31 protein-coding genes are annotated in these 26101 nt (G+C 63.4%); 11 read left to right on the top strand and 20 right to left on the bottom strand.

The window, feature by feature from the left end; all coding sequences use genetic code 11:
* Positions 1 to 331 precede the first annotated feature (331 nt).
* The 3 genes from WBN73_RS20640 to WBN73_RS20630 all read left to right on the top strand — a co-directional run bounded on the left by WBN73_RS20640 (position 332) and on the right by WBN73_RS20630 (position 2305).
* Positions 332 to 994, top strand: a complete 663-nt coding sequence (locus WBN73_RS20640) for a histidine phosphatase family protein (protein ID WP_280624435.1) — start codon at positions 332 to 334, stop codon at positions 992 to 994.
* A gap of 216 nt (positions 995 to 1210) precedes the next feature.
* The gene (locus WBN73_RS20635; RefSeq protein ID WP_089596605.1) at positions 1211 to 1714 is read left to right on the top strand and encodes a GNAT family N-acetyltransferase; all 504 of its coding nucleotides are present in this window, start codon (positions 1211 to 1213) and stop codon (positions 1712 to 1714) included.
* A 156-nt stretch (positions 1715 to 1870) separates the two neighbouring features.
* Positions 1871 to 2305, top strand: a complete 435-nt coding sequence (locus WBN73_RS20630) for an acyl-CoA thioesterase (RefSeq protein WP_207595359.1) — start codon at positions 1871 to 1873, stop codon at positions 2303 to 2305.
* Between the two features lie 171 nt (positions 2306 to 2476).
* On the opposite strand, the gene WBN73_RS20625 is transcribed toward WBN73_RS20630, so the two are convergent.
* From WBN73_RS20625 to WBN73_RS20600, 6 genes are all read right to left on the bottom strand, one after another.
* Positions 2477 to 2710 carry a hypothetical protein gene (locus WBN73_RS20625; RefSeq protein WP_207595360.1) on the bottom strand — a complete coding sequence of 78 codons (234 nt, stop codon included), beginning with the start codon at positions 2708 to 2710 and terminating at the stop codon, positions 2477 to 2479.
* A 146-nt stretch (positions 2711 to 2856) separates the two neighbouring features.
* A complete protein-coding gene (locus WBN73_RS20620; protein WP_337341129.1) occupies positions 2857 to 3606 on the bottom strand; it encodes an SDR family oxidoreductase in 750 nt (249 codons plus the stop codon).
* A gap of 83 nt (positions 3607 to 3689) precedes the next feature.
* A complete protein-coding gene (locus WBN73_RS20615; protein WP_207595362.1) occupies positions 3690 to 5030 on the bottom strand; it encodes an MFS transporter in 1341 nt (446 codons plus the stop codon).
* 57 nt (positions 5031 to 5087) lie between these two features.
* A complete protein-coding gene (locus WBN73_RS20610; RefSeq protein WP_337341130.1) occupies positions 5088 to 6101 on the bottom strand; it encodes a biotin-dependent carboxyltransferase family protein in 1014 nt (337 codons plus the stop codon).
* Complete coding sequence (locus WBN73_RS20605; protein WP_207595364.1) at positions 6098 to 6829, bottom strand: 5-oxoprolinase subunit B family protein; 732 nt, start codon at positions 6827 to 6829, stop codon at positions 6098 to 6100. Before WBN73_RS20605 ends, WBN73_RS20610 begins: the two co-directional genes overlap by 4 nt.
* A gap of 1 nt (position 6830) precedes the next feature.
* Positions 6831 to 7619, bottom strand: a complete 789-nt coding sequence (locus WBN73_RS20600; RefSeq protein WP_207595365.1) for a LamB/YcsF family protein — start codon at positions 7617 to 7619, stop codon at positions 6831 to 6833.
* A 285-nt stretch (positions 7620 to 7904) separates the two neighbouring features.
* Between WBN73_RS20600 and WBN73_RS20595 the strand changes: the two genes are divergently transcribed.
* Complete coding sequence (locus tag WBN73_RS20595; protein ID WP_337341131.1) at positions 7905 to 8858, top strand: LysR substrate-binding domain-containing protein; 954 nt, start codon at positions 7905 to 7907, stop codon at positions 8856 to 8858.
* Between the two features lie 125 nt (positions 8859 to 8983).
* Positions 8984 to 9205 carry a hypothetical protein gene (locus WBN73_RS20590; protein WP_337341132.1) on the top strand — a complete coding sequence of 74 codons (222 nt, stop codon included), beginning with the start codon at positions 8984 to 8986 and terminating at the stop codon, positions 9203 to 9205.
* Between the two features lie 256 nt (positions 9206 to 9461).
* Here the strand turns inward: WBN73_RS20590 and WBN73_RS20585 are convergent, their stop codons facing one another.
* Together WBN73_RS20585 and WBN73_RS20580 are read right to left on the bottom strand one after the other, a co-directional pair.
* The gene (locus WBN73_RS20585; RefSeq protein ID WP_337341133.1) at positions 9462 to 10136 is read right to left on the bottom strand and encodes a 4-carboxy-4-hydroxy-2-oxoadipate aldolase/oxaloacetate decarboxylase; all 675 of its coding nucleotides are present in this window, start codon (positions 10134 to 10136) and stop codon (positions 9462 to 9464) included.
* A gap of 33 nt (positions 10137 to 10169) precedes the next feature.
* Entirely contained in the window at positions 10170 to 11378 is a 1209-nt protein-coding gene (locus WBN73_RS20580; protein ID WP_337341134.1) for an aspartate transaminase, read from the bottom strand.
* 278 nt (positions 11379 to 11656) lie between these two features.
* On the opposite strand from WBN73_RS20580, the gene WBN73_RS20575 reads away from it, so the two are divergent.
* Both WBN73_RS20575 and WBN73_RS20570 read left to right on the top strand, forming a co-directional pair.
* Complete coding sequence (locus WBN73_RS20575; RefSeq protein WP_337341135.1) at positions 11657 to 12223, top strand: hypothetical protein; 567 nt, start codon at positions 11657 to 11659, stop codon at positions 12221 to 12223.
* A gap of 54 nt (positions 12224 to 12277) precedes the next feature.
* Positions 12278 to 12631 carry a nuclear transport factor 2 family protein gene (locus WBN73_RS20570; protein WP_337341136.1) on the top strand — a complete coding sequence of 118 codons (354 nt, stop codon included), beginning with the start codon at positions 12278 to 12280 and terminating at the stop codon, positions 12629 to 12631.
* An 11-nt stretch (positions 12632 to 12642) separates the two neighbouring features.
* Here the strand turns inward: WBN73_RS20570 and WBN73_RS20565 are convergent, their stop codons facing one another.
* The 7 genes from WBN73_RS20565 to WBN73_RS20535 are packed head-to-tail and all read right to left on the bottom strand — an operon-like array spanning position 12643 to position 19576.
* Positions 12643 to 13080, bottom strand: a complete 438-nt coding sequence (locus WBN73_RS20565; protein WP_337341137.1) for a hypothetical protein — start codon at positions 13078 to 13080, stop codon at positions 12643 to 12645.
* Positions 13081 to 13132: 52 nt separating this feature from the next.
* On the bottom strand, positions 13133 to 13936 hold the full coding sequence (locus WBN73_RS20560; RefSeq protein ID WP_337341138.1) for an HpcH/HpaI aldolase/citrate lyase family protein: 804 nt from the start codon (positions 13934 to 13936) through the stop codon (positions 13133 to 13135).
* A complete protein-coding gene (gene hpaH, locus WBN73_RS20555; protein ID WP_018779811.1) occupies positions 13921 to 14706 on the bottom strand; it encodes a 2-oxo-hept-4-ene-1,7-dioate hydratase in 786 nt (261 codons plus the stop codon). The genes WBN73_RS20560 and hpaH overlap by 16 nt, the downstream gene beginning before the upstream one ends.
* 3 nt (positions 14707 to 14709) lie before the next feature.
* Entirely contained in the window at positions 14710 to 15801 is a 1092-nt protein-coding gene (hpaD, locus tag WBN73_RS20550) for a 3,4-dihydroxyphenylacetate 2,3-dioxygenase (protein ID WP_207595373.1), read from the bottom strand.
* A 37-nt stretch (positions 15802 to 15838) separates the two neighbouring features.
* Positions 15839 to 17350 (bottom strand): 5-carboxymethyl-2-hydroxymuconate semialdehyde dehydrogenase, encoded by a 1512-nt coding sequence (hpaE, locus tag WBN73_RS20545; protein ID WP_207595374.1) that lies wholly within the window; start codon positions 17348 to 17350, stop codon positions 15839 to 15841.
* A gap of 35 nt (positions 17351 to 17385) precedes the next feature.
* Positions 17386 to 18072, bottom strand: coding sequence for a GntR family transcriptional regulator (locus WBN73_RS20540; protein WP_207595375.1), 687 nt, complete (start codon positions 18070 to 18072; stop codon positions 17386 to 17388).
* Positions 18065 to 19576 (bottom strand): fumarylacetoacetate hydrolase family protein, encoded by a 1512-nt coding sequence (locus WBN73_RS20535; RefSeq protein WP_337341139.1) that lies wholly within the window; start codon positions 19574 to 19576, stop codon positions 18065 to 18067. The genes WBN73_RS20540 and WBN73_RS20535 overlap by 8 nt, the downstream gene beginning before the upstream one ends.
* Positions 19577 to 19768: 192 nt before the next feature.
* On the opposite strand from WBN73_RS20535, the gene WBN73_RS20530 reads away from it, so the two are divergent.
* Entirely contained in the window at positions 19769 to 20497 is a 729-nt protein-coding gene (locus tag WBN73_RS20530; RefSeq protein WP_337341140.1) for an alpha/beta fold hydrolase, read from the top strand.
* 56 nt (positions 20498 to 20553) lie between these two features.
* On the opposite strand, the gene WBN73_RS20525 is transcribed toward WBN73_RS20530, so the two are convergent.
* A complete protein-coding gene (locus tag WBN73_RS20525; RefSeq protein ID WP_207595378.1) occupies positions 20554 to 21000 on the bottom strand; it encodes a hypothetical protein in 447 nt (148 codons plus the stop codon).
* Between the two features lie 583 nt (positions 21001 to 21583).
* On the opposite strand from WBN73_RS20525, the gene WBN73_RS20520 reads away from it, so the two are divergent.
* From WBN73_RS20520 to WBN73_RS20510, 3 genes are all read left to right on the top strand, one after another.
* Entirely contained in the window at positions 21584 to 21853 is a 270-nt protein-coding gene (locus WBN73_RS20520) for a GlsB/YeaQ/YmgE family stress response membrane protein (protein ID WP_089596629.1), read from the top strand.
* The gene (locus tag WBN73_RS20515; protein WP_207595379.1) at positions 21846 to 22106 is read left to right on the top strand and encodes a hypothetical protein; all 261 of its coding nucleotides are present in this window, start codon (positions 21846 to 21848) and stop codon (positions 22104 to 22106) included. The genes WBN73_RS20520 and WBN73_RS20515 overlap by 8 nt, the downstream gene beginning before the upstream one ends.
* Positions 22107 to 22400: 294 nt before the next feature.
* A complete protein-coding gene (locus tag WBN73_RS20510) occupies positions 22401 to 23270 on the top strand; it encodes an AraC family transcriptional regulator (protein WP_337341141.1) in 870 nt (289 codons plus the stop codon).
* Here WBN73_RS20510 and WBN73_RS20505 read toward each other — a convergent pair.
* From WBN73_RS20505 to WBN73_RS20490, 4 genes are all read right to left on the bottom strand, one after another.
* A complete protein-coding gene (locus WBN73_RS20505; protein WP_337341142.1) occupies positions 23267 to 23836 on the bottom strand; it encodes a cysteine hydrolase family protein in 570 nt (189 codons plus the stop codon). The two genes, WBN73_RS20510 and WBN73_RS20505, sit on opposite strands and share 4 nt — an antisense overlap.
* 22 nt (positions 23837 to 23858) lie before the next feature.
* The gene (locus WBN73_RS20500; RefSeq protein ID WP_337341143.1) at positions 23859 to 24785 is read right to left on the bottom strand and encodes an SDR family oxidoreductase; all 927 of its coding nucleotides are present in this window, start codon (positions 24783 to 24785) and stop codon (positions 23859 to 23861) included.
* A gap of 104 nt (positions 24786 to 24889) precedes the next feature.
* Entirely contained in the window at positions 24890 to 25690 is an 801-nt protein-coding gene (locus tag WBN73_RS20495; RefSeq protein ID WP_337341144.1) for a DUF1206 domain-containing protein, read from the bottom strand.
* Positions 25691 to 25828: 138 nt separating this feature from the next.
* Positions 25829 to 26017, bottom strand: coding sequence for a hypothetical protein (locus WBN73_RS20490; RefSeq protein ID WP_207595383.1), 189 nt, complete (start codon positions 26015 to 26017; stop codon positions 25829 to 25831).
* Positions 26018 to 26101 lie beyond the last annotated feature (84 nt).

The raw sequence follows: 26101 nt of genomic DNA, 5'->3' as shown, positions 1-26101 counted from the left end.
GGTACCTTCTTTAAAGACGACACGGTCGTTGCAACTCCCAAAAATTCTGGGTGTTGCAACGACCGCTAGAACCGGCCTGGTGCCTCGGCCCGCCGTCGGCGTTAATCGTGCTTTCTCCCAGCTTCCCTCCCGGGATCGAGCGCGGAATTCCGGGCCACGGCGTGTCGGGTCCCTCCGGTGCTTGAGTGGCTGATTGGCTGGGAAGACTGGAGGAAACTCGCGGTGCAGCCAGTGGAAACCAGCACAGCCGGCGCAGCCAGTGCGGCGGTTCATGTGACCGCGCGACCCTCTCTGGAAAAGGATCAGTGACGACGTAAGGAGCGGAGCACTTATGAAGCTCCTGTTGATCAGGCACGGACAAACGCCCGGAAATGTTGCCGGCCAACTGGACACAGCTTTTCCAGGACCGGGACTGACAGAACTCGGTGAGCGCCAAGCAGCGGCCCTCCCGGATGCGCTGGCGGACGATGCCATCGAGGTGCTCTACACCTCCACGCTGCTGCGCACCCAACGGACTGTCGCTCCTTTGGCGAAGGCCACAGGCTTGAAGCCAGCCATTCTGGAGGGGGTCCACGAGATTGAGGCGGGCGCCTTGGAGAAGAAAACAGACCATGAGTCGCACCTCCGCTACATGAGCACAGTCTTTGCCTGGACGGACGGCGACTTGGACGTCCGGATGCCGGGCGCTTTCACTGGACATGACTTCTTCGCCCGGTTCGATGCGTCCGTGGAGGAAGTTGCGGCCGCTGGACACTCCACGGCCGCGATCGTCAGCCATGGTGCCGCGATCCGCTGCTGGGCGGGACGCCGGGCGACGGACATCGACACTGTTTTCGCTCAAACCCATCAACTCCCGAATACCGGAATCGTGGCTCTCGAAGGCGACCCCCGGAATGGCTGGAAAGTGCTGCACTGGGACCAGATCCCCGTGGGCGGAATGGCCTTGGCCGACCGAACCGCGGAGGATCCCACGGGCGAGGCCCGTCAGCCCTGATCGGCGCGAGTCCGCTGCGGGCGGATTCTGATTCTTGGCGTTGTGAGGCCGGCTCTGCACCCCATAACGCCTCCGGAGTGCGCAGAGCGGGCCCCACAATGCGGGAAAGGCTGGCAATTCTCCGGACGCTTACGCGCAGGAAACACCGCGGTAACCACAGCTCCCTAGGCTTGAGAGGCATAGACACCTCCCCGAAAACCGGCGAAAAGAGGCAAGATGCAGACCAACCCACGGCTCAACATCCGGCAGGTCACATGGGCCAACCCCGTGGGTGCTGACCTCCGGGCCGCACAGCAGGCTGAACTCGATGCCCGGTTCGGCAGCACGGACCATGAGCCGGGGCCTCCGCCGTCGGAAGCAGATACCGCCGTATTTGTTGTGGCATACGAGAAATGCTCAGGTCAACCGCTGGGGTGCGGCGGACTCAGGATGCTCGACGAGAAGACTGCGGAGATCAAGAGGCTGTACGTGGTTCCCTATGCCCGCGGTTCGGGAGTCGCGAGCTCCATCCTTGCCGCGCTGGAAGCCCAAGCGCATTCCCACGGGTTCAGTGTCATCGCAGCGGAGGCGGGTTCGGCCCAGTCTGACGGTCGAAGCTTCTACGAGAGCGCCGGTTTTGCAGCGGTACCGAATTTTGGCCCATATGTTGGCGTCACCGAATCGTATTGCTACTCCAAGAGGATCGACTCCCACAGCGCTTCGCATACCGCCATGGCGTAGCAAGGCTGGCGTGGCTGGAGTAGGGGTGTACGGGGTTGCGAATTCCGCGCCGGGACGCCCCCACTGGGCGTTGTGAACATGGCAGCGTCGGAGCCGGGCGGCGGTCCTGCGTCGCAACATCAAGCGGCCGCCGCCGCAGTTCGATAATCTCGGATTATGGAAAAAGCAGACATCACCTTTCGCACCCGCAAATGGGTGCGGCCCGAGGACCTGAACGCCAACGGCACACTCTTTGGTGGCAGCCTGCTGAAGTGGATCGATGAAGAGGCAGCGATCTACGCCATCCTCCAACTGGGCAATGGCCGGGCCGTGACCAAGTACATCTCCGAGATCAACTTTGTGAGCTCGGCTGTGCAAGGCGACCTGATCGAGATGGGGCTGACGGCCAAGCGCTTCGGCCGCACCTCCCTGACCATGCGCGCCGAAGTGCGCAACATGATCACCCGTCAGGCCATCCTGACCATCGAGGAAATAGTCTTCGTAAACCTGGGCACCGACGGACGGCCGCAGCCGCACGGCTACACGGAAATCACCTACGACCGGGACCGCATCCCCACGCATCACCTGACGGAAACGCTCGACGAGGACTGAACCACCCGGCGTCGTGCTCTTTATACTGACGCTGGGATGGCGGCACAGCGTTCAGTCGCGTTGCTGACTCCGGCAACGCGGGACAATGCCAAGGTGCGCGCCCGGTCCGGTGCTGGTCGACGTCACGCGGACCAAGGTCACGGGGCAGGATGGCGTGTGGTCGGAAGCAACCTACTGCAGGTACCGGAAGACGGTCCAGGACCTGGAATTCAGGCAGCAGTCGGCGGAGTGCCGCGCGCTGAAAGTTGCCTTGCGGCCAACACCGGCTGAGCGGAACATGGCCTTGCCTCCGCAGGCCAAACAGACCAATTGCTGCCGCCGCGGTTCCTGCCGGTACTCATCAAGGTTGTCGAAGTCCTCGGCGTCCCAGTCCTTCCGGTCGGCGAGGCACAGTGCCCTTCTCATCTGCGGTGGCTTTCGATCGTAAACAGCGGTTAAAACGGGTGCTGGCGGCCGCGGGAACGCGGCCGCCAGCTTGTATTTCCGGTGACGGGAGTGATGCCACCGGAACCTGTGGGGTGCTGACCGGTAGGATCAGCAGCGGTCGAACGTCAGCGCCGGTCAAACGTCAGGCCGCCGGGCACCTGGAACGTCGGCATGAGTTCGAGCATGCCCACGTTGACGTGGCGCGGCGTTTCGATGGCGTAGTCCAGGGCATTGACGATGTCGTCCGTGGTGAGGGACTCGTAGCCTTCGTAGTAGGTCTCCCATGCTTCCTTCATGGCCTCGGGCGTGCCGCCCATGTTGCGGCCGAAGATCTCGGTCTCCACCCGGCCCGGGCAGATCTCGGTGACACGGATGCGCTTGCCGACGGTGTCGTTGCGCAGTTGCCGGGAGATCTGGTGCACTGCGGCTTTGGTGGCGTGGTAGACCGTGTGGCCGTAGAAGTTGTAGGTACCGGCGATCGAGCTGATGTTGATGACGTGGCCGAGGTCGCGCTCCACCATGCCCGGCAGCACCAGGCGCGTAAGCTGCAGCAGGCCGCGAAGGTTGACGTCCACCAGTTCGTCAATGTCCGCTTCAGACGAGTCCAGGATGTTGCCGGGCCGGGATACTCCGGCGCAGTTCACCAGGACGTCCACCTTCAGGTCGCTCACGACGGCGGCCAGCGCGGCCGTGTCGGTCAGGTCCACCACGTGCGGGACTGCTCCGGTTCGGTCGGCCAGTTCGGCGAGGCGTTCCTCGTTCCGGGCCACGGCGTGGACGGTCAGTCCGCGCTTGGTCAGGCGCTCGGCGATGGCTGCACCCATGCCGGTTGAAGCTCCGGTGACGAGGGCTGTGGTGTAGTCAGAAAAAGACATTGGTTTCTCCAAAGGTGGGGACTCGGTGGGGCTCAGTGCGCCGGGCCCGGAAGCCCGGCGCATTGCCCGGAGGTCGGTGGTGGCTAGGCGTCACGCAGCGGTTCGTGTGCACGGTCCTTGACGGTGCTGACCGCGATCAGCGTGCCAAGGGCCGTGACGACTGCGTAGAACGCGGGCATGTAGATGTTGCCGGTGCTGCCGATGAGCCAAGTCATGAGCAGCGGGGCGGTGCCACCGAAAAGCGCGGAGGAGATGTTGTATCCGAGGCCGTATGCCGAGTAGCGGACACGGGTGGGGAAGAGCTCAACGATCAGGATGTGGATGACTGCGGTGTGGCCGGCGAACACGACGGCCATGATGGAGGCACCCAGGATGGCCAGGCCCATTTCGCCTGTGGCGATGAGGGCGTAGGACGGGATGCCAAGGACTGCCATGGCGATCGCGGAGCCGGCGATGACCTTCTTGCGGCCAACACGGTCGGACAGTGCGCCCATGAACGGGATGGCGATGCAGATGACCACCAGGCTGCAGGCGGTGACGAGGAGGGCTTCGCCGATGGTGAAGTTCAGTTGCTTGCCCTTGAGGAACGTGGGCATGTAGGAGAAGAGGACGTAGTAGCCGGAGCCGTTCATCAGCGGGATGAAGAGGGCCAGGAGCATGGCGCGGCGGTGCTCCTTGGACTGGAAGGCTTCCTTGAGGGGGTTCTTGGAGAGGCCGCCCTCTTCCTTCAGCTTTTCGAAGTTGGGGGTGTCGCTGATGGCCTTGCGGATGTACCAGCCGATGATGCCCATGGGGATTGCCACCAGAAACGGGATGCGCCATGCGAAGGAGCCGAAGCCGCCGCCGTCAATAGCTGCCTGGGTGAGCCACGGCGACATGGAATAAGCCACCAGGGTACCGGTGAGCAGTGCAGCGAAGGATGCGATCTGTGCGTAGGAGGTGATGATGCCGCGCTTGCCTTCGGGGGCGTGCTCGGCGAGGAAGGTCATGGCGCCGGCGGCCTCACCGCCAACGGAGAAGCCCTGCAGGAGCCGCATGAGGACCAAAAGAATGGGAGCGGCGATGCCGATGGCTGCGTACGGGGGCAGCAGGCCGATGCCGGCGGTGGCGACACTGATCAGCAGGATGACAAAGACCAGGAGTTTTTGCCTGCCGATCCGGTCGCCAAGGTAGCCACACACAACAGCGCCGAGCGGGCGAACGAAGAACGAGACTGCATAGCCTGCGAACACGAAAAGCAGGGCGTTGTCCGGGTTGCCCGGGGCCAGGAAGACGAGCGCCAGCGTTCCCGCCATGAAGGCAAAAATGCCGTTGTCGTACAGTTCCACGAAGATGCCAACACAACCTGCGGTGACGACCTTGCGGGTTTGACGGCTCGTAAGCCGCTCATGCTGCACTGGCGCAGCGTTGGTGCTTGCGGTCATGACTTTTCCTTACTGAGATGAGCGTAGCAACGCCTACTGGGTATTACGACAGGTTCTTTAGGTGCATGCCGCAACCGGTAGGTCCTGCCACTGGGGACGGCATCCGATGCCGAGGAGTCCGAAGACGGTATTGACGGATTCGCGGAGTGTTTCGAGTTGGGCCCGCGAGCGCCGATGGGCGGCAGTTGCTTCTGCCACTGTGGTTTTCCGAAAACGGACCTTGTCCCCTGGCCGTGCTTGGGCCAGGACATCCAGTCCGGTGCTGGTGACTACTGCGAGTACGGGATACCCGGCGGTGACGCCGCGTCCCCGGTGCAGTACCAGCAGCTCTTCCCTTGAGGGGACCTCGACGGCGCCCACTGGGACACCGCGGGAAAGCACCTCACCGCTTGAGGTTCTTTCCGGAAGTTCTCCGGCAAGCCGCAGGCCGATGTGGTTGCTGCGTCCGCTGACGGTGTACTCGGAGGTGAAGAGCAGTTCACCGGATTCGCCAAATTCGGCGAGGTCCGGCCCGTCGGTCACATCGACCGACAAGTCTGAGTCCATGCTTGGCCGCTCAAGGCCGAGCCGGAACAAGGGAAGGTCGAAGTACGGCTGGCGTACCGGTCCCACACTGCGGCGTGTGACGAGTGTGGTTCCTTCCCGCAGTTGAAGTCCGAAGCCCACCACCGTGTCGGGGGCGGCGCTGTCCAGCAGCGTCTCCGCTTCGATGGAGCCGTGGATCGCGAGGTAGGCGCGCAGTCCCCGGTGGATGCCGCGGATGGAGACGGTTTCTCCTGCGCGAACGGAGACAGGTTCCCACTGGCTGGACGGACGGCCGCCCACGGTCAGCGTGAGGGGAGCACCGGTGACCGCGATCAGGATGTCAGCGGTGGCCTTCATCCGGAAGTCCAGTGCTGTGATTTCCACCAGCGGATCGTTATCAAGGTTGCCTGCCAGGATGTTGGCTGCCCGGGCGGAGTACTGGTCCAGTGCACCGTTGACGGGAAGGCCGAAGCGGGGTCCCCTGGTCCGGCCGAGGTCTGTGACGACGGAGTTGCCCGGCTGTTGGATCAGGATTTCGCCGGTCATGGCCGAAGCTCCCGTGGTTCCAATTCCATCCCGGTGTACTGGCCGAAGTCTTCGGTACGGATCTGTCGAAAACGGAGGACGTCGCCCGGCTTGTACGGCACCAGTGGCTCGCGTCGGATGTTCAACACGGACAGCGGAGTCTGGCCAATGACGCACCATCCCCCAGGGGCTACCGCCGGAGCGATGACCGCTTGGCGGCCGGCCACGGCCACCGCACCTGCAGGCACGCTCAGCCGGGGGTCCTTCAGCCGCGGTACGGGACGGGGAAATGCGGGGCCGTCCAACATGGGCGAGCCTGCGGGGGCACCCAGGCAGCGGACAATGTAGGTCTTTTCCGTGTGCAGGCGGATGACTTCAGCGGTGGAAATGCCTTGGTGTTCGGCAACCTTCCCGAGGTCCGGTCCGTACTCTCCGCCGTACACTACGGGGACGTCGAACTCGCGGGGAGCTGAATGGGCACCCTCGGAGCGGCCAAGCTCGGTGAGCCCCAGCTTCACGAACGCGCGGACCTGGCGGGCTGAAACGAGGACAGGATCGAACTCCACCAGCACGGAGTCGTAGGTGGGGACAGCACCGTGAAGACCTTCTGCGCCACAGCTTTCCAGCCAGTCTGCCAGCCGGTGCACGGTGAGCCAGTTGTCTTCGCGGGCCTCCGAGATCGCCACGACACGCAGCGCGGAATCGCCGGACTCGTAGATCTCAGTCGGGGCTGCTGTGAGTACCGGCATGTCAGGCTGCCTTCCTCTTGGCGTCCATGACCTCTGCCAGAGGGGCGATGCGGACGCCGGCCGAGATGAGCTCCGAACGAATCAGCCGGGCCAGTTCAACGGCGCCGGGGTTGTCTCCGTGGAGGAGGACGGTATCGACGTCGATATCCATGTCGGCACCGTTGGCGCAGCGGATCTTGCCCTCAACCACCATGCGCAGGGTCCGCTCCACGATCTCAGCAGGATCGTGCAGGACAGCGCCGGGCTGGCTGCGGGGAACCAGCGTGCCGTCTTCCTGGTACGCCCGGTCCACGATGCCAACGATGGCAACGTTCAAGCCGGCTTCGCGTGAGGCCTTGGCCAGTTCGCCTTCCTGTGCCACCACGATGAGTTCGTTGTCCACGCGGGCTGCGGCTTCTGCCACTGCTTTGGCGTAGTCGGCGCGGACAGCGACGAGGTTGCCCAACCGGCCGTGCGGTGCGAGGTGCGTGACCCTTGTCCCGTGGAATGCGGCGAAACCGTTCAAGGCGCCGAGTTGGTAGAGGACATCGTTCTGAACCTCTGCTGCGGAGAGGCCCATGTCCCTGCGGCCGAAGCCGCGCAGATCAGGGAAGCTCGGGTGTGCTCCGATGCCGACTCCGCGGCGAACACATTCGGCAACAGTGGCGGCCATGATGTCCGGATCACCGGCGTGGAACCCACATGCGATATTTGCGCTTGAAACGATCTCCAGGAGTTCGGAATCGTCGCCGATGGTGTACGCGCCGAATCCCTCTCCAAGATCCGCTACAAGATCAATTGTCGGGTTCACGTGGTTCTCTTTCCGTGGTTTTGCATTCATGGTTCGGAATTCAAGGATCACCCTCAGGAGGTAAGTTGAATTTCCGGGAAATGGCTGGCGCTTTTGGATATCCAAAGCGTCGCCTGAAGTTCTTTCCAAAAGTCTCGCACCCTCCAACTGCCTTGCACAAAGACCTATTCGCTATCCCGTGATAGCTCTCCGTTATGACGTGGGCCACTGAGGCCTGTGGTGGTAGTCGCAGAGGGTGGCCTACGGCGGGTGCGTCTATATTTGAACAACCAGAAAGGTGGATCCATGGACACGCGGAAGCTCTCGTACTTCGTGCAAATTGTCGACTCGGGGAGCATAACGAAGGCCGCTGCGGCGCTGCATGTAGCCCAGCCGGCCCTGAGCCAGCAGGTGTCTGCGCTTGAGAACGACCTCAAGCAGCGCCTGCTGATCCGTAGCAAGCAAGGCGTGGAACCTACAGCCGCCGGACACACCCTTTACCGTCACGCGCAGTCGATCCTGCGCCTGGTTGAGCAGGCCCGTCAGGACGTTGCCTCCTCCGGCGCTGCGCCATCGGGCAGGGTTTCCATCGCCATCGCGCCCTACAGCATGGCATCCAGCCTGACACCGCAGATCATCAGCGAAGTAGGCCGCCGCTACCCCGACATCGTGGTCCACTTGACCGAGATTTTTGGCGGCGTCCTGAGCGAGGCCATCAAGAACGGCCGCCTTGATATGGCGCTGATCTACGAGCCGGGAAAGATCCGCGGCGTCCAGTTCACCACCATGATCGTGGAGGACCTTCACCTGGTGGTCCACCCCGACATGGACGTGGCCCAAGGCAGCGCCAGCCAGGACACCGTCACGCTGAAGGAAGCCAGCACCGTGGGGCTTTTCCTTCCCGAGAAGAACCACACCCTGCGCCAGCTCATAGAGAAAGGCCTGTCGGAGCAGGACTTGCCGTTGCGGCTGGTGGGCGAGGTGGAGTCTGTCCCTTCGCTGACCAGGCTCATCCGGGCCAACCTGGGTGGCACCGTACTGCCGAAGTCAGCCGCCGACGCGCTCTTCCCGGAGCAGGACTTCAAAGTGTTGCGGATCGTCGAACCGGGCCTGCAGAGCAAGATCGCCCTCTGCACTCCGGATCATGAGCCCCTGTCCGAGGCGGCCTCGGCTGTGCTGCTGGTGGTCAAGGAGATGCTGCATCAACAGCTCATCAACAAGTACGGAACGGACCCCGTCCAGCTGCCCGCCCATCCATAACAAAGTCTTATCCGGACAAACAGCTTTGGTCTTATTCAAGCCGGTTTTAATTTCCTAGTATCGAATTAAGAAGTAATTCGAAAGCAGCCTCCGGCGGACCGGAAGCATATTCAAAGGATAAAACGGTGAAAAAGATCAGCACGGCCGGATGGGTTTCAAATCCAACCCGCGGAACGATCAGCGCACGGACAGGATTTCACTGCCCACGAAATGGTTTCTGGCGTCCTGTTGGCGGCATCGGCGAGCCCCTGTTCATTTTTGAAGGCAGCCTGATGCCCACGCATGCCGGCAACAGCATCGAATGGCATCTGGTGGACACGCGCCCCGGCCATTCCGGACTGGACTGACGCCGGATTCGCACCGACCCGCCGACCCGGCCGTCCGCCGTCGAACGCTAACTGAGCCTGCAGCACCCTAAGGCGCCTTGCCACCCGGCACGGCGCCTTTTCCGTGCCTTCGGCACCGCGCCTTTCCGCGCCCTCGGCACCGCCGCGACACCGGGCACACGCGCCGTACCCACCAGACAGGGCCCCAACGCGCCGTACCGGGAACAAGAGCACGCCAAAGGGCCGGTCACCGCAGTGACCGGCCCTGGCTGGAGAGTCAGTCCTCGACCAGGAGGCCCTTTTCCTTGAGCTTTTCCGTGAGGCCGCAGAGCTCGATGGTGTTGCCGCCGTCATGGTAGAGCTTGATGAGCTCGCGCTCGTGGTCGTCGCGCGCCTGGGAGAGGGCGATGACTTCCTCAGCCTCTTCGCGGCGGACCACCACCACGCCGTCGGCATCGCCGCGGAGAATGTCACCGGGGTAGATGATCTCGTCGCCGAAGACGATGGGGTGGTTGATGGGGCCGAGCGTTTCCTTGACCGTGCCCTTGATGCTGACGCTGCCCGAGAAGACAGGCAGGCCCAGCTCGATCAGGTCCTGTGTGTCGCGGACGCCTGAATCGGTGACCATGGCGGCGACGCCCTTGGCCTTCATGGCGTTGCCCAGGACGTCACCGAACGTGCCGGCCTCGGCCATCTCCTGCGCCCCTACCAGGACGACGTCGCCAGCCTGGGCGTAGTGGATGGCGACCTGGAGCATGAGGTTGTCCTGCGGAGCACAGGCCACAGTGACTGCCGGACCGCAGAAGGACATGGAGCGGTCGATCGGCTTGATCTTGGAGCTCAGCGCGCCGCGGCGGCCCTGGGCTTCGTGGATCGTGGCAGAGGAGAACTTTGCGAGGCGGCTGACGACGTCAGCGTCGGGGCGCTCGAACTTGGTTTTGACGTGGATCATGGTGGGATCTTTCTGTGGGGGCCTGGTGAGGGCTTAGGTGAGGGCGTTAACGGCGTCGCGGATGGAGTCCACGCCGGCGTTGATGGTCTCCAGCGACGTGGCGAAGGAGATCCGGAAGTACGGGCCAAGTCCGTAAGCCGAGCCCTGGATGACGGCGACGCGCGCAGCGTCCAGCAAGTAGAGCGTGAAGTCCTGGTCGTTTTCGATGACTTTGCCGTCGGGCGTGGTCTTGCCGATCGCACCGCTGCAGTTCACGTACGCGTAGAACGCGCCTTCCGCGGGCGCAACGGACAGGCCGTTGACGGCGTTCAAACCGTCGACGGCGGTGTCCCGGCGTTTGCGGTACACCTCCACGCTGTCGCGGACGAAGGACTGGTCGCCGTTCAGCGCCGCCGTGGCGGCAGCCTGGCTGATCGACGACGGGCACGACGACGTCTGGGACTGCAGCTTGTTCATGGCCGCGATCAGTGGGGCAGGTCCGACGCCGTAGCCGAGGCGCCAGCCGGTCATCGCGTAGGCCTTGGACACGCCGTTGACCAGCAGGATGCGGTCCTTCAAGGCGGGTACCGCGGTGACCAGGCTGGTGACGCGGCCGTCACCGAAGTAGACCTCGTCGTAGATCTCATCGGTGAGGATGAAGACATGCGGGTTCTCCTCGAGGACCGCGCCCAGGGCCTGGAGCTCTTCGCGGGAGTAGACGGCACCGGTCGGGTTGGATGGTGCGTTCAGGATGAGCCACTTGGTCCTGGGGGTGATGGCCTTGGCCAAAGCATCAGGGGTCAGCTTGAAACCGGTGTCTTCGCCACAGGGGACGATCACAGGGGTGCCGTCGTTGGCGAGCACCATGTCCGGGTAGGAAACCCAGTACGGGGCCGGGACGATCACTTCATCGCCCTCGTTAAGCGAAGCCATCAGCGCAACGTAGAGGACCTGTTTCGCGCCGCCGCCGATGGTCAGCTGGTTCCGCTCGTAGTGCTGGCTCGTGTGGCCTTCGATCTTGCGGAGGATGGCGGTCTGCAGTTCAGGTGTACCGGTCACCGAGGTGTACTTGGTCTCGCCGGCTTTAATGGCGTCGATCGCGGCGGCCTTAATGTGGTCAGGGGTGTCGAAGTCCGGCTCGCCGACGGTGAGGTCGATGATCGGGATGCCTTCAGCTTTCAGTTCGCGGACGCGGGCGGCCGCGGCGACGCTCGCTGAGGACTTGATGCGGGTGACCCTCGACGCCGGCATGTAGTCGGACATGTCTCCTCCAGGAATGTGGAACTCAGGACGCGCGGATTCGCGTATCCCCTTTTTCGAGACTAGGGATTGGTTCGCGCGCTGGATAAGACCTAATGTGCGTGGATCTATAAGGGGGTCTTATGACACGGGGGCCTTTATGGGTTCCCTGCTCCCAAACGGGCACATCTGTGCGCATATGGGTACCCTTCCATGCACTTTGCTTATGGGTTCACGCGGTATTGGTATTTCCTTGGTGCGGTGAACGCTGCCTAGATTCGAGGTGTCAGAAGAGTCAGTCAATGAGTTTCGAAGGGGAGCCCATGCCAACCCGCAGCCGGTCCGCCCTGCCCTCCCCGGTCCAGCCACGGCAAGGCCGTTCAGTAACCGGCAGGTACACCTACCGGGCCAAGGCGCCGCGGTCGCAGGTCGACGGGGAGCATGCCAGGCTCGCGCGTGCCCTCGCCGCGCACCGGCAACTCCTCTCCCATGCGTCAAGCGCCATCCGGACCCTGACAGCCGCGAGGAACGAGCTGATCGCCCAAGCCCTGGAGGACGGGCTGACTCTGACCACGGTATCTGCGGTGACTGGAGAGAATCTGCGCGCCGTCCGGACCATCGGTTTGGCTTATGAGGATCTCCACCCAAGCGGACTCCCCCGCGATGCACACGTCGCGGCGTTGAGGGCCAAAAGCACCGAGTTGGCAGCTGCGGAACGGCATCGGGACCAGATCACTGACCGCCGGGAAGCGTTGATCGTCATGGCCCTGCGGAACCAGGTCTGTGATGACCTTGAGTTGGCTTCCCTGACAGGGCTGACACCGGACCACATCCGCAGGTCCACCCGGGGAATCGCGCGTCCTGCTTAGTTTCATGGCAGCGTCCCGTTGAACCCCGGCCCAGCAGCAGGGTAGAACGGAGGAATGAGCGACGTGAACTCTTGGATGGACCAGTACGAACGGGCGTGGACCTCGAATGACCCTGAGGAAATCAGGGCACTTTTCACCGAGGACGCCGTCTACAACGACCGCCCCAACACGGCGCAACCATGGAACGGCCACGAGGAAATCGTCAAGGCGTGGGCCGACGCCGGTGACAAGCCGGAGGACTGGACCTTCGAATGGACGCTCCTGGGCAAGGACGGTGACACAGCGTTCGTCCAAGGCCTGACCACGTACCTGAACGGTGACCCCACCTACGACAACCTGTGGGTCATCCGCTTCGCTGAGGATGGCCGCGCCCGCGAATTCACTGAATGGTTCATGGCGCGGAAGTAGCCTTCCACGGTTCAGCGGGCGACGATCAGCACATTCTCGTGAATCTGCTTCCAGCCCTCGTACTTCGGTTGGCTGGCGTCGACTCCGTCCCTGATGAACTTCGTCGTGGACCCGTCAACGCCAGTCAGGGCAAGGATCTCCTCGTCCGTCGCCGCTCCGCCGCAGGCAGCACGCCACCGTTCCGGGACAGCTTCGGGGGCCACGATCAAGCAGACGGTCCCCGCAGTGGAACCACGGGCTGCGAAGTACCTCACGCCGTCGTCGGTTGCCAGCAACCGGACTGTCCCGGCGTCGACGTTCAGATCCACGCCTGTAAGGCTCATGGACTCCGGAAGCTTGTCCTCCGCCGTCGCTTCCCTGTCCAGCGCTTTCAGCCCCGCCGGCGCCGAGCAGCCGGCAAGTCCAATCCCGGCTGCAACAACAAGCACGGCTAAGACACGACGATTCATGGCTCTGCCCCCTCAGGCTCTCGTTCCGTCGAGCCTAACCCAATGGGGACGGTCAGTAGCTTTCGCGGTCAGCCGTTTCGGACACAGGAATGAACGTGGACGCGAACGCTTCCGACGCGCGGGCCAGCACAGCAACATCCGCGCCGACCAGCACGAAGGAGGCACCGGCGTCGAGATACGCCCGCGCGGTTGTCTCGTTGAAGGCGTTCACGCCCGCCGGCTTTCCAGCCGCTTTGGCGGCTGCCAGGCAATGCTCGACGACGGCCCTCACCAAGGGATTCTCCTGCTGTCCCAGCAGGCCCATGGAAGCGGCGAGGTCCGAGGGCCCGAGGAAAATGCCGTCGACACCGTCGACGGCCAGGATCTCCTCCACAGCCGACGCCGCAGCCTCGGATTCGATTTGGACCGTGAGGCTGATGGATTCCGACGCCGACGCCAAATAGTCGGGGACCCGGTTCCAGCGCGAAGCCCGGGCGAGTGCCGAGCCAACACCGCGGACACCATGTGGCGGATAGCGGACAGCGGCGACGGCGGACGCGGCCTCGAAAGCCGAGTTCACCATGGGAATGAGGAGGTTTTGCACGCCGAGGTCAAGGTATTGCTTGATGACCACGGTGTCATTGACGGGTGGCCGGACCATGGCCTGCACTGGGTATCCGCTCACGGCATGAAGCTGGGCAAGGATGGATTCCAGTCCGTTGGGGCTGTGCTCGGCGTCGATCAGGACCCAGTCCAGGCCGGAACCGGCGCAAATTTCCGCAACCAAGGGACTACCGGAACAAACCCACATGCCGGCCAACGGACGGCCAGCCTCGGAGAGGGCCGAATAGAAGGTGGGGCTCAGCTGAAGTGACATGTCACAACTCCCAACGGTCCGTAGTCAGCGTGCACGGTATCACCTTTGTACACCCAGAGTGGGCGCGTAAACGAGCCCGCCAGGATGATATCTCCGGCCTTCATGGAATCCCCGTGCGCGGCGATCTTGTTTGCCAGCCAGTGCACGCCGTTGGCCGGATGATCCAGCACCCCGGCGGCCACTCCGGTCTCCTCCACGGTCTGGTTTTTGTACAGGATGGCGGACACCCAACGGAGGTCGACCGCGTCGGGCCGAACCGGGCGGCCACCCACCACCATGGCACCCATCGCGGCATTGTCCGAGATGGTGTCCACGATGGTCCGGCCCTCCATTTCGATCCTGGAGTCCAGGATCTCGAGGGCCGGAACCACGTAGTCGGTGGCGTTGAGGACATCGAAAATCGTGCAGCCGGGCCCTTTGAGGCCGGACTTCAACACGAAGGCCAGTTCCACCTCAACCCGGGGATGGGTGTACTTGTCCCACTCCACGGAACAGCCGGTTTCCAGGACCATGTCATCGAAAATGGCACCATAATCCGGCTCGGTGATGCCCGTGGCGGCCTGCATGGCCTTGGACGTGAGGCCGATCTTGCGCCCCACCAACGTGCGCCCCGCTTCCTCGTTCCGCCGCATCCACAGCTGCTGCACGGCGTAGGAGTCCTCCACCGTCATGTCGGGGTAGCGCGCGGTCAGGCGCGGGACCGGTTTACGGTTCCGGCCGGCTTCGAGGAGCTCGTCGGCAATGGCTTCGATCGTCTTCGCGTCCAGCATGGTTTAGACCTGGGCTCCCAGCTTGAAGCCCTCCGCCGTATCTGAAGCGCCCTCGGGCCGGGTGTAGGAGAAGCCGTCGGCGCCGACGGTGACAGCCATCTCAGAAGCATCAGTCCGCTCGATGATGGGCTGGGGGTTGCCGTCGAGGTCCAGGACCAGGGAAGCCTCGGTGTACCAGGACGGGACGACGGGGTTGCCCCACCAGTCGCGGCGCTGGTTGTCGTGGACATCCCAGGTGACGGTGGGGTTGTCCGGGTCGCCGGTGTAGTAGTCCTGGGTGTAGATCTCCACGCGGTGGCCGTCCGGGTCCAGGATGTAGAGGTAGAACGCGTTGGACACACCGTGGCGTCCGGGTCCGCGTTCGATCCTGTCGGAGATGCGCAGGGCACCCATCTTGTCGCAGATCTGGATGATGTTGTGCTTCTCATGCGTGGAGAAGGCGATGTGGTGCAGGCGGGGTCCGTTGCCACCGGTCAGGGCGGTGTCGTGCACGGTCTGCTTGCGGTGCATCCACGCGGCGTACGTGACGCCGTCGGAATCCTTGATGTCTTCCGAGACGCGGAAGCCCAGGTCCTCCAGGTACTTGCGGCCGCGTGGGACGTCCGGGGTGACCTGGTTGAAGTGGTCCAGGCGGACCAGCTCACCGGCGGAGTAGAGGTCGTAGCGCTGGGTGAGGCGTTCGACGTGCTCCACATCGTAGAAGAACTCGTACGGGAAGCCCAGCGGGTCCTCCACGCGGACGGAGTCGCCCACGCCCTTGGTGAAGCCTTCCTTGCGGCGCTCCACCCGGCAGCCCAGTTCGCGGTAGTAGGCCTCGGCGGCGTCCACCTCCGCCGGGGACTTTACGCGGTAGGCGAAGGCTGCAGCGGCTGCGACCGGGCCCTTGCGGAGGACCAGGTTGTGGTGGATGAACTCCTCGAAGGAGCGTAGGTAGATGGTGTTCTCGTCCTCTTCGGTGACGTGCAGGCCGAGGAGGTCCACGTAGAACGCGCGGGACTTGGCCAGGTCCGTGACCACCAGTTCCAGGTAGGCGCAGCGGACGATGTCCGGGGCCGGGACTGTGGGGGTGGGGATGGGGCCGGTGAAGTTGCTCATGGGATTCTCTCTTCGTTGAAAGGTCTGGTGGGAAGCGCTAGGCGCCGAATTTGGGAGTGTGAACAGCTCCGAGGGTGATGTGCACGGCCTGCTGGTCGGTGTAGAAATCGATGGAGCGGTAGCCGCCCTCATGGCCCAGTCCGGAGGCTTTCACGCCGCCGAACGGGGTGCGGAGATCACGGACGTTATGGCTGTTGAGCCACACCATGCCGGCTTCGACGTTCTGGGAGAAGTTGTGGGCCCGGGTCAGGTTTTGGGTCCAGATGTAGGCCGCCAGGCCGTACTTGGTGTTGTTGGCCAAGGCGAGGGCTTCGTCGTCGTTCTCGAACGGCGTGATGGCCACGACGGGACCGAAGATTTCCTCCTGGAAGATCCGCGCGTCAGGCGCGACGTCGGCGAACACCGTCGGTGCGATGTAGTTGCCTTCGGGCAAGTGGTCGGGCCTGCCGCCGCCGGCGAGGAGCCGACCTTCGGACTTGCCGATCTCCACGTAGGACGCCACCTTGTTGTAGTGCTCCGGGTGAACCAAGGCACCCACCTGGGTCTTGGGGTCGTGGGGATCGCCCACCACGATGTTCTTGGCCCGGGCGGCGTACTTTTCGCAGAACTCGTCGTAGATGGCACGTTCCACGAGGATGCGTGAGCCGGCGGTGCAGCGTTCGCCGTTGAGGGAGAACACCCCGAACAGCGCCGAATCGATTGCGGCGTCCAGATCGGCATCGGCGAACACGACGCACGGGGACTTGCCACCGAGCTCCATGGACAGGCCTTTGAGGTTGGCGGCGGCGTTGCGGAAGATGGTCTGGCCCGTGGTGGTCTCGCCGGTGAAGGAGATCAGCGGCACGTCCGGGTGCTTCACGAGGGCATCGCCGGCTTCTTCGCCCAGGCCGTTGACCAGGTTGAACACGCCGTCGGGCAGGCCCGCATCCTTGAAGATCTGCGCCCAGAGCGAGGCGGACAAAGGCGTGAACTCGGCCGGCTTCAGCACCACAGTGTTGCCGGTGGCCAGCGCCGGGGCGAGCTTCCAGGACTCAAGCATGAACGGGGTGTTCCACGGCGTGATCAGGCCTGCGACGCCAATCGGCTTCCGGTTCACGTAGTTGATCTGCGAGCCGGGGACCTTCATGGCGTCGTCGAACTGCGCCACGATCAGATCAGCAAAGAAGCGGAAGTTTTCGGCAGCCCGGAGTGCCTGGCCCTTGGCCTGGGTGATTGGCAGACCGGTATCGAACGTCTCCAGCTCGGCGAGGCGGGCTTCCTGTGCCTCGACGGCATCGGCGATCTTGTTCAGCACCCGGGCGCGTTCGCGCGGCTTCATCTTCGGCCACGGGCCATTGACGAATGCCTCACGTGCCGCGGCGACGGCGAGGTCGATATCTTCCTTCTGGCCGGCGGCAGCGGTGGCGTAGTTGCCGTTCGATACCGGGTCCAGGACATCGAAGGTCTTGCCGGATACCGAATCAACGAACTCGCCGTTGATGAAGTGCTGGATGTGGGACGGCAGGTTCTCTGGGATGTAGTGCTTGGCGGTCTCTACTGAGGTCGTCATCGTTGAAGTCCTAACTAGCGATCAGTGGTTGGTAGTTATTGCTTGGCTTGGGCCAGGTAGGCGTCCAGGGTGGAAGCGCGGTGCTGGCGGGCTGCTTTTTCGATGGTGTCGGCGTCTGCACCGCTCTCGATGAGCTGCAGCAAAGCTTCGTGTTCCCGTACCGATTCCTGCGCTCGGCCAGGGACGAAACGGAAGGTCGAGGACCGGATGGAGGCCAGCCGGTTCCAGCCCCGGTGGACCAGGTCAAGAATGTGCGGGTTAGGGCAGTGCTCAAACAGAACACTGTGGAAGTCCTGGTTCAAGGAGGTGAAGCGGACCGGATCAAAGTGCTCCAGGCACTCCCGCATCTCCTCGTTCACCGCACGGGCACGGGCAATGGAGACCGAGTCAATCAGCGGCGCGGACAACGCCGTGGCCGCACCTTCCACGATGCTTAGGGTCTGCATGGTGTACAGGTACTCGGTGGGGTCGATTCCGGACACCGTAGCGCCCACGTTCCGCTCGAACTTCACCAGCCCTTCAGCCTCCAGGCGGCGGATCGCTTCGCGAACCGGGACCACGCTGAAACCCAAGTCCTCAGCAATCTTGGCGAGTACCAAGCGGTAACCCGGCGTATAAGCGCCCTCAACGATCCTCGCCTTCACGGCGGCATACGCCTGCTGGGACTTACTTTGGGCTCCGGCGTTTTCGACGGCGGTACTTCCGACGGCGGTTTCAGTCACTGTGGGCTCCTTGCCGGCTCTGCCACTCCTGGAAGCGTGCCTGCCAGTCCGTGTTCATCGGGTACAGCCCGTCCACGCTGTTGCCTTCCTGGACCATCTGGAAAATGAAGGTCTCTTCCTTTTCCTGCTGGATGCAGTCGTCCACCAGTTCCTCGGCGATGGCCGGGGGAATCACCAGGATGCCGTCGGAGTCGGCCACGATGATGTCGCCGGGCTGGACAGTTGCACCACCGCAGGCGATGGTGATGTCCGTGTCCCACGGGATGTGCCGGCGTCCGAGGACTGCCGGGTGCGGATTGGCGAAGTAGGTGGGCATCTCCAAGTCGGCCACGGCGGAGTAGTCGCGGACGCCGCCGTCGGTAATGATCGCCGCCGCTCCACGGACCTGGGCCCGCAGTGCGAGGATGTCCCCAACAGTGCCAGTCCCCTTCTCTCCCCGGGCTTCCATGACCAGGATTTCGCCTTCGTTGACGGAATCGATAGCGCGTTTCTGGGCATTGAACCCGCCGCCGTGGGTCTTGAAGAGATCCTCCCGGTTGGGCACGTACCGCAGCGTTCGCGCGAGGCCCACGACTTTGCGGTCCGGGCGCGTGGCCTGCAGGCCGTCGATGCTCACATTGTTCAGCCCTCGCTTGCGGAGCTGGGAGGACAGGGTGGCGGTGGCGACGGACTCCAATTTCGCCTTCAACTCCGGCGTCAGGACACTCTCGGCAGCTGCCGGTCCCGAAGCCTCCAGACCGGCAGCTTCCCGCGATCCGTAGGCCTCCTCACGCTGAGTATCATCAGTCTTGGGGCGGGCACCAAAGTCCGCGAACGGCGTCGTGCCTTCCGTGACTTTGGTGGCCAGGCGGCCACTGCTGAAGTCACCGCCGGTGACCTCGATTTCGACGACGTCACCCGGCTTGGCCACCGAGGCGCCTGCCGGTGTTCCGGTGAGGATGATGTCGCCCTCCTCGAGCGTGAGCAGCTGCGAAAGGTCCGCAACGAGCTGCGCGAAAGGGAAGAGCAGGTCCTCGGTGGTGTCATCCTGGACGAGGTGGCCGTTGTGCCAGGTGCGGATCCTTAGAGCAGCGGGATCAACGGCGTCGGCCGGAATCAGCGCCGGGCCAACGGGGGTGAAACCATCGCCGCCCTTGGACCGGACGTTGGAGCCCTTGTCCGCATAGCGGAGATCGTACACACCAAGGTCGTTGGACGCCGTGACCCACTCGACGTGGCTCCATGCATCCTCGAGACCCACGCGACGGGCGGACTTGCCAATCACCAGCGCGATCTCGCCCTCATAGCCAAGCAGTTCGCAACCTGCGGGACGCTCAACAGTGCCCGGGGCGTCGGCGGAGCCGAGCGCCAACGACGACGGCGGTTTCAGGAAGTACGACGGCTGATCGGGAGTGCGCCCGCGCTGGGCCGCGCGGCTGGGGTAGTTGATGTGGACGGCAATGACTTTGCGCGTCCGGGCCAGCATGTCCTGGCTGACTTCCTGGGTCCGGAACTCCACTGTCACGGCGCCTCCTCTTCCTCGAGCTGCATCAGGTACGAAATCGTATACGATAACTATGAACCCGATATGTGACCCGCGTCAACCCCCCTTTCCGCGCCCAAGCGGGTGGGAATGCTGGTCCTTGGTGGGGGCAGTGGGAGGCCGCTTAGCCGACCACCCTTACATCCTGTCGGAGGCCTCCCGTAGGGTACCGGCATGGACATCATCCTCGTACCCGGTTTCTGGTTGGACGCATCGTCGTGGGAGGAGGTGACTCCCCCGCTGGTTGCCGCCGGCCATACAGTTCACCCACTGACCTTGCCCGGCTTGGAATCTGCCGATGCTCCACGCGCCGGCATCGGTCTTCGGGCGCACATCGAGGCCGTGGTGGCGAAAGTGGACTCGCTGGAGGGCAACGTTATCCTGGTGGGCCACTCAGGCGGCGGCGCCATCATCCACGGCGCAGTCGACGCCCGCCCGGACCGTGTGGCCCGCGCCATCTATGTGGACAGCGGACCACTTGGCGAGGGTGGGGTCATCAATGATGAGCTGCCCGACGACGGCGACGACATCCCGCTGCCGCCATGGGAAGCGTTCGAAGACGAAGACCTGGTTGACCTCACCGATGACCTGAAGGAAACTTTCCGCGCCCGCGCCATCCCCGAGCCCAAGGGAGTGGCATTCGACCAGCAGCACCTGAGCGACGTCCGCAGGTACGACGTTCCGGCCACGATCATCGCGTGCCAGTTCCCGTCGTCGCTCCTCAAGGAATGGATGGACGCCGGGCACCCATTCACCGCCGAACTCGCACGGATCCGGGACGTGGACTACATCGACCTTCCCACGGGCCACTGGCCGCAATTCACCAAGCCGAAGGAACTGGGAGAGGCGATCCTGACCGCTGCGGAGCACGCCAAGCAGCCCCCGACGCCGGCCCTCCCCTGACACCGAAGCCCAGGGACCGGGGCCGTCCAACGTGAGGGGTACTACGCTCGAGGGATTTAGGCCTTGGGCGGCGTGTTCGTGGCGGGCCCCTCCGGCACTGCGCCACCCTCATCCGCCCAGTCACTTCCGGTGGTGTCATCACGGGCTGGGTCCGACACGACGTCGGACGTGACCGTGGGGACGGTGGTGACAGTAGGGCCAGTGGAAGAGTTGCTGGTATGTGAGGGACCAGACCGCTGGTCCGCCTTCGGCGAGGTAATGCCGGGGAACATGCTTTCGGCCTTCTCCATCAGCTTTTTGCCGGCCTCATAGAGGTTGTCCAAGATGTCCGGAACCGACTCCTGGACAGCTTCAGTTGCATGGTGGACGTTCTCCTGGACTTCCGGATTCTTCCAGACCTTTTCAGTGCCTCCGCGGAGGCGCCGATACACCTCCGGCCAGGACTTGGATCCCCAGACGTAGCCAACGGCCACTCCAACGGCGAACAATGCTTTCCCTTTCACAGGAATCACTCCTTTCGAGGCGGTATTCTTCGACACTAGTCCCGGCGGGCATGACCTGTCACCTGCCCATTGATTACGGCATGCTCAATAGTAATTTGCCGAAATAGAACATTTGGAATAACCGCAAAGCCAGCCAGCGGGTAACCGCGGGAAGCAACACCGGTGACGGCGGCCTCCAGGCCTGGGCACGGCGGGCCATCTCAGGCAGACCACCAGCGGTCGGGTGGGAAAATCGAGGCCGCCATTAAGGGCGTAGTGGACTCCCCCGAGGGCCACTGGGGCGCGGATCCCCGGCATTCCGGGCCCGCAAGCAAGGCTGAGCTAATAGTCAGGTTACTTGCTACTAGCCCCGGGAGCCGCTAGCGTTACTGGTGTAGTACCGAGACCGACCCAATCGGCAGGAGTGCTTTATTGGCTGCTTTTCATAAATTCATCGGGGTTGCATAAACAGTTCCAATCCCCACATTCCATAGGGCCTCCAGGGGCCCCATTACGGTGCCTATACCTCGGAACAGGCACCCGGTGAACTTACTCGCTTCATCACGTTCATGGAATTTCCATCAACAAGAAAGTAGGACCAAAAATGGGTTTCTTTGGTTTTCTTCTGCTCGGTCTTCTGGCCGGCGCTATCGCTAAACTTATCCTTCCGGGCCGCCAGGGTGGCGGCTGGCTGATCACCCTCCTGTTGGGCGTCGTCGGCGCTCTTCTGGGCGGCTGGATCGGTGGCCTGATCTTCGGTACGGGCCTGCAGGAATTCTTCTCCTTGACCACTTGGCTCCTGGCTATCGGCGGCTCCATCATCGTGCTGCTGATCTACGGCCTGGTCACCAGCCGCAGGACCCACCATGGCTAACAACCAGAACCGCGACGCCAACGGCGACGACCTCGAAGGCCAGTACTCCGAGGGCGACTACGGCGATTCCGGGGTATCCCCGGAAACCCTGAAAGAAGACGCCGGAGGCGACTACACCGCAGGGGACTACGCCGAGAAGACGGTACCCTCGGCCGACGCTGAGCTGGACGAGCACAACACGGAAGACATCCCTGAGGACCGGCCCTTCTCATCCGAACCGGATGAAGAAGCATCCGGCTCCAGTCGCCCGTAAGAATGAACCGGTTGTCACCTAACCGGCAGTAACTGAATAACACCAAGGACCCGGAGTGCTGCAGCCGCAGCCTCCGGGTCCTTGCGTTGCATCGGATTCCGGCAGCGAAGGTGGCCAGGTTTCGGGGCTTCGCTGCGCGGCGTGCCGTCCGACCGGCTCTGATCGCAACGGGCCATCGAAGCGGGCCCTGATATTTTCGGGCAAGGATAGGTGGGGCATCGGTCCCAAGCCCTCCGTAGTGTCAAGGGCAGGAATGAAGACACGGTAGGGAAACAAGGCGAGGAACAGGTCAGCATGCAGGAGTGGAACCGGGCAATAGAGGCAATCGAGCAGGACCTCACGGCAGACATTGACGTGGCGACTTTGGCCAGGATCGCCTTGACGTCCGAGTATCACTTCCGGCGGATGTTCTCCTCCTTGGCCGGGTTGCCGGTTTCGGAGTACATCCGGAGGCGCCGCCTGACAGCGGCCACGGCGGAGATCATCGACGGCGGCACAGTCCTGGCCGTTGCTGTCCGCTACGGCTATGCCTCTGCTGAGGCGTTCACCCGTGCGTTCAAGGCCATGCACGGCCTCACGCCGTCTGAAGCGAGGCCGGCCGGCGCCGTGCTTCATTCCCAACCTCAGCTGAGGTTCCACCTGCGAGTCGAAGGGAATACCGACATGAAACACCGTATAGAAGACAAATCCGCTTTCCGCCTCATTGGCCTGAAAGCCCGCGTCCCCCTGGTCCACGAAGGACCCAACCAGGCCATCATCGAATTTCAGCGGGGCCTGGACCCCGCTGTCACCCAGCGCCTGCTGGGGCTGTCAGACATGGAGCCGGCGGGCCCGCTGTCCGTCACTGACAACATCGATGAGCAGCGGAGCGAGGGAAGCGGGCTGGACTACTGGCATGCCGTGGCGTCCAGCCAGCCGGCACCGGAGGGGTTTGACGTCCTGGACATTCCAGCGGGCCTGTGGGTGGTTTTCGAAACCGAGGGGAGTTTCCCGGAGGTCCTGCAAAGCATGTGGGCGGACGCTGCTACTGAGTGGTTTCCGGCCAACCCGTACAGGTGGGCACCGGGGCCGGAATTGCTCAGCGTCCAGGCGGAGGAAGGGGGCAACCGCGGCCGCGGACAGCTCTGGATTCCGGTGGAGCGGGAAGAACCAGGCGATCGCTAGGACCAGGCTGGGGGCCCGGCTTCGAGGAACCGCAGGATCTCCTCCAGCGGCAGCACGGCTTGCCGGTATTCGCGGGTGAAGACCCGCAACACCGACTCGGCGGCCTCGGCGTTCTCCGTGCCGGTGGCCTCTGCAGCATAGATCACCCTGATGTTGTGGGCGAAGGCGTCGGCCGCAGTCTGCGCGATGCAGTTATGGGCGGAGATTCCGGCCAGGATCACAGTGTCCACCTCCCAGTTCCGGAGCCGCATGGCGAGGTCTGTCCCGAAGAAGGCGCTGTCCCGGGTCTTAAAGAGCCGGGGAAGGTCGGCAGTGAGCAGGCCGGGTACGAACTCTGCCTGCCCACTGCCCCGGAAGATGAAACCTTGATCGTCGTCCAGCATATTCAGGCTCCACGTGGATTTGTCCCGTTCATGCACGGTTCCCACCAAGAGCACGTATGCGCCCGCTTCACGCGCTGCGCTGGTCAGGGAGTTGCAGGCAGCAACAACTTCTTCCTGGCGCGCCTTCAATGCGGGGTCCTCGAAGTAAGCGTTCTGCATGTCGATGACCAGCACTGCAATCATGGGCGCCCTCCGGCCAAGCGGTTCACAATCCCTTGCCTCCCGTCACAGGAAGCACGGCTCCGGAAATGTAGGAGCCTTCATCTGAGGCAAGCAACACGTAGGCCGGGGCCAGCTCAGCAGGCTGCCCGGCCCTGCCCAGCGGCGTGTCCTGGCCGAACGTGGGAAGCTTGTCCGGCCATTCCGTAGCGGGAATCAGCGGGGTCCAGATGGGTCCCGGGGCCACGGCGTTGACCCGGATTCCCTTGGGCCCCAGTTCTTCGGCCATGGCCTTGGTGAAGGCCACCTGGGCAGCCTTGGTCATGGCGTAGTCCACCAACTGGGCGGAGGGGTTGAAGGCCTGGATAGAGGCCGTGACAATGATCGATGCTCCTGGCCTCAGGTGGGGAATGGCCGCCTGCGCAGTCCAGATGAGTGAGTACAGGTTGGTCTTGAAGACGCGGTCGAACTCCTCCGTGGGGATGGTTTCCAGGCCTTCACGGTTCTTTTGGTAAGCGGCGTTCAACACCACCACGTTGAGACCGCCGAGTTCCTGCACGGTCCGCTCCACGATCTCGGCCGCGAACGCCTCTTCCCGCGCATCACCGGGCAAGAGGAGCACCTGCGAGCCGCACTCACGGATCCATTCCGCCGTCGACCTTGCGTCTTCTTCTTCCTCCGGCAGGTAACTGATGGCCACCTTCGCGCCCTCGCGGGCGTAGGCGATAGCCACAGCGGCGCCGATCCCGGAGTCTCCGCCCGTGATAAGCGCGGTTTTGCCTTGCAGCCGGCCGTGTCCCACGTAACTCTTCTCGCCGTGGTCCGGCTGCGGATCCAAGGGCCGGGTCAGGCCCGGTTGTTCCTGCTCCTGTTGTGGGAACTCGCCGGAGTGGTATCCGCGACGGGGGTCCGCCGGCGGAGAGGTGAGACGGTTCTGTGGCTGGCCGGAGTTGTCCGGATCATGATGAGTCATGATTGTTCCTTACCCGCATTCGGCGCCGCCTAACCGCGCTGACCGCTTCTCTCACTTACCGCTGAATCCGTATCCGCCCTTCCCGACATAACAGTCCGGAAAAGCTATGTCCGCAGGGTCCGCGCCTTGACCATCAGGAACAGGCCGTACGCGATCAGCCCCACTGCCACGGCAGCCAGCAGGTACACCCCGTAGGGCTGCTCCCTGAGCGCCTTCAAACCGCCGTCGAGCCCGGTTGACTGTTCGGGTTGGGCCCGCACCGACGCGATGACCACCAGCAGGCCCACCAGGAAGAGGGCGATCCCCTTGGCGATGTACCCCACCACGCCTACCCCCATTTGGAACTTCTTCACCGAACTGTTGGAGGACAACGTCAGGTCCTTGGTGAATTTCCGGCGGAATCCCCGCACTGCGAAAACGATTCCCGTGATGGCGATGCCGGCACCAACGGCGACCAGCAGAAACACCCCAAACGGGGCCTTGAGGAGCGTGACGGTGAAGTCACTGCTGGACTCCCGGCTGTTCTGGCCCTTGCCGGCAATGAAGGAGACGATGGTGGTGGCGAGAGCGGCGAAGACGATCGCCTGCCCTATGGCGGACAGCTTCTTGGTGATCTTGTCCGAGCCGTTCCGGTGGCCAAGGATGGCGTTTCCCAGTTGCCACAGTGCCAGCGCGGCGCAGGCAGCGAAGCACGCCCAGAGCAGCAGCGGCCCATAGGGCTGGCTGGCTAGGGACGTCACGGCCCCGCTGACATCGGCTTCGCCGCTGCTTCCGAACGCCAGTTGGAGGGCAATGACGCCAATGAGCACGTGCAGGATTCCGCTGACCACATACCCGCCGCGCGCAACAGCGGCAAAGGCCTGCGAATTCGACGCTTCCTCAGCCACTTCGGCGGCCTTCTTCATCTCTTCCTTGATGACAAGCCTCCTTATTTATTGAGCTGCATCCATCGTCCCTTAAAGGACGCCGGGCAGGGTACCTCCCGGATGGGGGAGGTGCCTGCCCGCTTTAAAGCTCCAGGTTTCTGGGTCAGTACGACCCTTTTAGAAACCGACCACCGACTGCGGCCAGATGCTGCGCAGTCCTACGCCCAGCGGGTTGAACTGCTCACGGACGGCCACACGCGTCTGGCCGAGAACCTCGCCGGCATGCCGGACGGCCTCTGCGGTGCCTGACAGGGCGTCATGAACGACGCTGGCGTTCTGGGACTGGGTGGAGATCTGGTCAGTCATTTGGGTGGTCCTTCCTGGAAGCTCCGTCAGCGGTTGGCTGATGTTTCAACCATCGGACGGAGCCCTCAAGAAGGGCGCCGGGTC

Source organism: Paenarthrobacter sp. CCNWLY172, assembly GCF_037402035.1.
Taxonomy (GTDB): domain Bacteria; phylum Actinomycetota; class Actinomycetes; order Actinomycetales; family Micrococcaceae; genus Arthrobacter.
Note: the sequence above shows the minus strand (reverse complement) of the source record. Positions and strands in the feature narration are given on the sequence as shown.

Coding starts and splice junctions, on each gene's coding strand:
- WBN73_RS20625 (WP_207595360.1), bottom strand. CDS start 2,710: ATGAGAAGGGCACTGTGCCTCGCCGACCGGAAGGACTGGGACGCCGAG.
- WBN73_RS20495 (WP_337341144.1), bottom strand. CDS start 25,690: ATGAAGAAGGCCGCCGAAGTGGCTGAGGAAGCGTCGAATTCGCAGGCC.
- hpaD (WP_207595373.1), bottom strand. CDS start 15,801: ATGAGCAACTTCACCGGCCCCATCCCCACCCCCACAGTCCCGGCCCCG.
- WBN73_RS20585 (WP_337341133.1), bottom strand. CDS start 10,136: ATGATCCACGTCAAAACCAAGTTCGAGCGCCCCGACGCTGACGTCGTC.
- WBN73_RS20500 (WP_337341143.1), bottom strand. CDS start 24,785: ATGACTCATCATGATCCGGACAACTCCGGCCAGCCACAGAACCGTCTC.
- WBN73_RS20570 (WP_337341136.1), top strand. CDS start 12,278: ATGAGCGACGTGAACTCTTGGATGGACCAGTACGAACGGGCGTGGACC.
- WBN73_RS20635 (WP_089596605.1), top strand. CDS start 1,211: ATGCAGACCAACCCACGGCTCAACATCCGGCAGGTCACATGGGCCAAC.
- WBN73_RS20620 (WP_337341129.1), bottom strand. CDS start 3,606: ATGTCTTTTTCTGACTACACCACAGCCCTCGTCACCGGAGCTTCAACC.
- WBN73_RS20520 (WP_089596629.1), top strand. CDS start 21,584: ATGGGTTTCTTTGGTTTTCTTCTGCTCGGTCTTCTGGCCGGCGCTATC.
- hpaH (WP_018779811.1), bottom strand. CDS start 14,706: ATGCTGGACGCGAAGACGATCGAAGCCATTGCCGACGAGCTCCTCGAA.
- WBN73_RS20640 (WP_280624435.1), top strand. CDS start 332: ATGAAGCTCCTGTTGATCAGGCACGGACAAACGCCCGGAAATGTTGCC.
- WBN73_RS20595 (WP_337341131.1), top strand. CDS start 7,905: ATGGACACGCGGAAGCTCTCGTACTTCGTGCAAATTGTCGACTCGGGG.
- WBN73_RS20580 (WP_337341134.1), bottom strand. CDS start 11,378: ATGTCCGACTACATGCCGGCGTCGAGGGTCACCCGCATCAAGTCCTCA.
- WBN73_RS20490 (WP_207595383.1), bottom strand. CDS start 26,017: ATGACTGACCAGATCTCCACCCAGTCCCAGAACGCCAGCGTCGTTCAT.
- WBN73_RS20510 (WP_337341141.1), top strand. CDS start 22,401: ATGCAGGAGTGGAACCGGGCAATAGAGGCAATCGAGCAGGACCTCACG.
- WBN73_RS20505 (WP_337341142.1), bottom strand. CDS start 23,836: ATGATTGCAGTGCTGGTCATCGACATGCAGAACGCTTACTTCGAGGAC.
- WBN73_RS20615 (WP_207595362.1), bottom strand. CDS start 5,030: ATGACCGCAAGCACCAACGCTGCGCCAGTGCAGCATGAGCGGCTTACG.
- WBN73_RS20610 (WP_337341130.1), bottom strand. CDS start 6,101: ATGACCGGCGAAATCCTGATCCAACAGCCGGGCAACTCCGTCGTCACA.
- WBN73_RS20515 (WP_207595379.1), top strand. CDS start 21,846: ATGGCTAACAACCAGAACCGCGACGCCAACGGCGACGACCTCGAAGGC.
- hpaE (WP_207595374.1), bottom strand. CDS start 17,350: ATGACGACCTCAGTAGAGACCGCCAAGCACTACATCCCAGAGAACCTG.
- WBN73_RS20560 (WP_337341138.1), bottom strand. CDS start 13,936: ATGTCACTTCAGCTGAGCCCCACCTTCTATTCGGCCCTCTCCGAGGCT.
- WBN73_RS20530 (WP_337341140.1), top strand. CDS start 19,769: ATGGACATCATCCTCGTACCCGGTTTCTGGTTGGACGCATCGTCGTGG.
- WBN73_RS20605 (WP_207595364.1), bottom strand. CDS start 6,829: ATGCCGGTACTCACAGCAGCCCCGACTGAGATCTACGAGTCCGGCGAT.
- WBN73_RS20565 (WP_337341137.1), bottom strand. CDS start 13,080: ATGAATCGTCGTGTCTTAGCCGTGCTTGTTGTTGCAGCCGGGATTGGA.
- WBN73_RS20575 (WP_337341135.1), top strand. CDS start 11,657: ATGAGTTTCGAAGGGGAGCCCATGCCAACCCGCAGCCGGTCCGCCCTG.
- WBN73_RS20630 (WP_207595359.1), top strand. CDS start 1,871: ATGGAAAAAGCAGACATCACCTTTCGCACCCGCAAATGGGTGCGGCCC.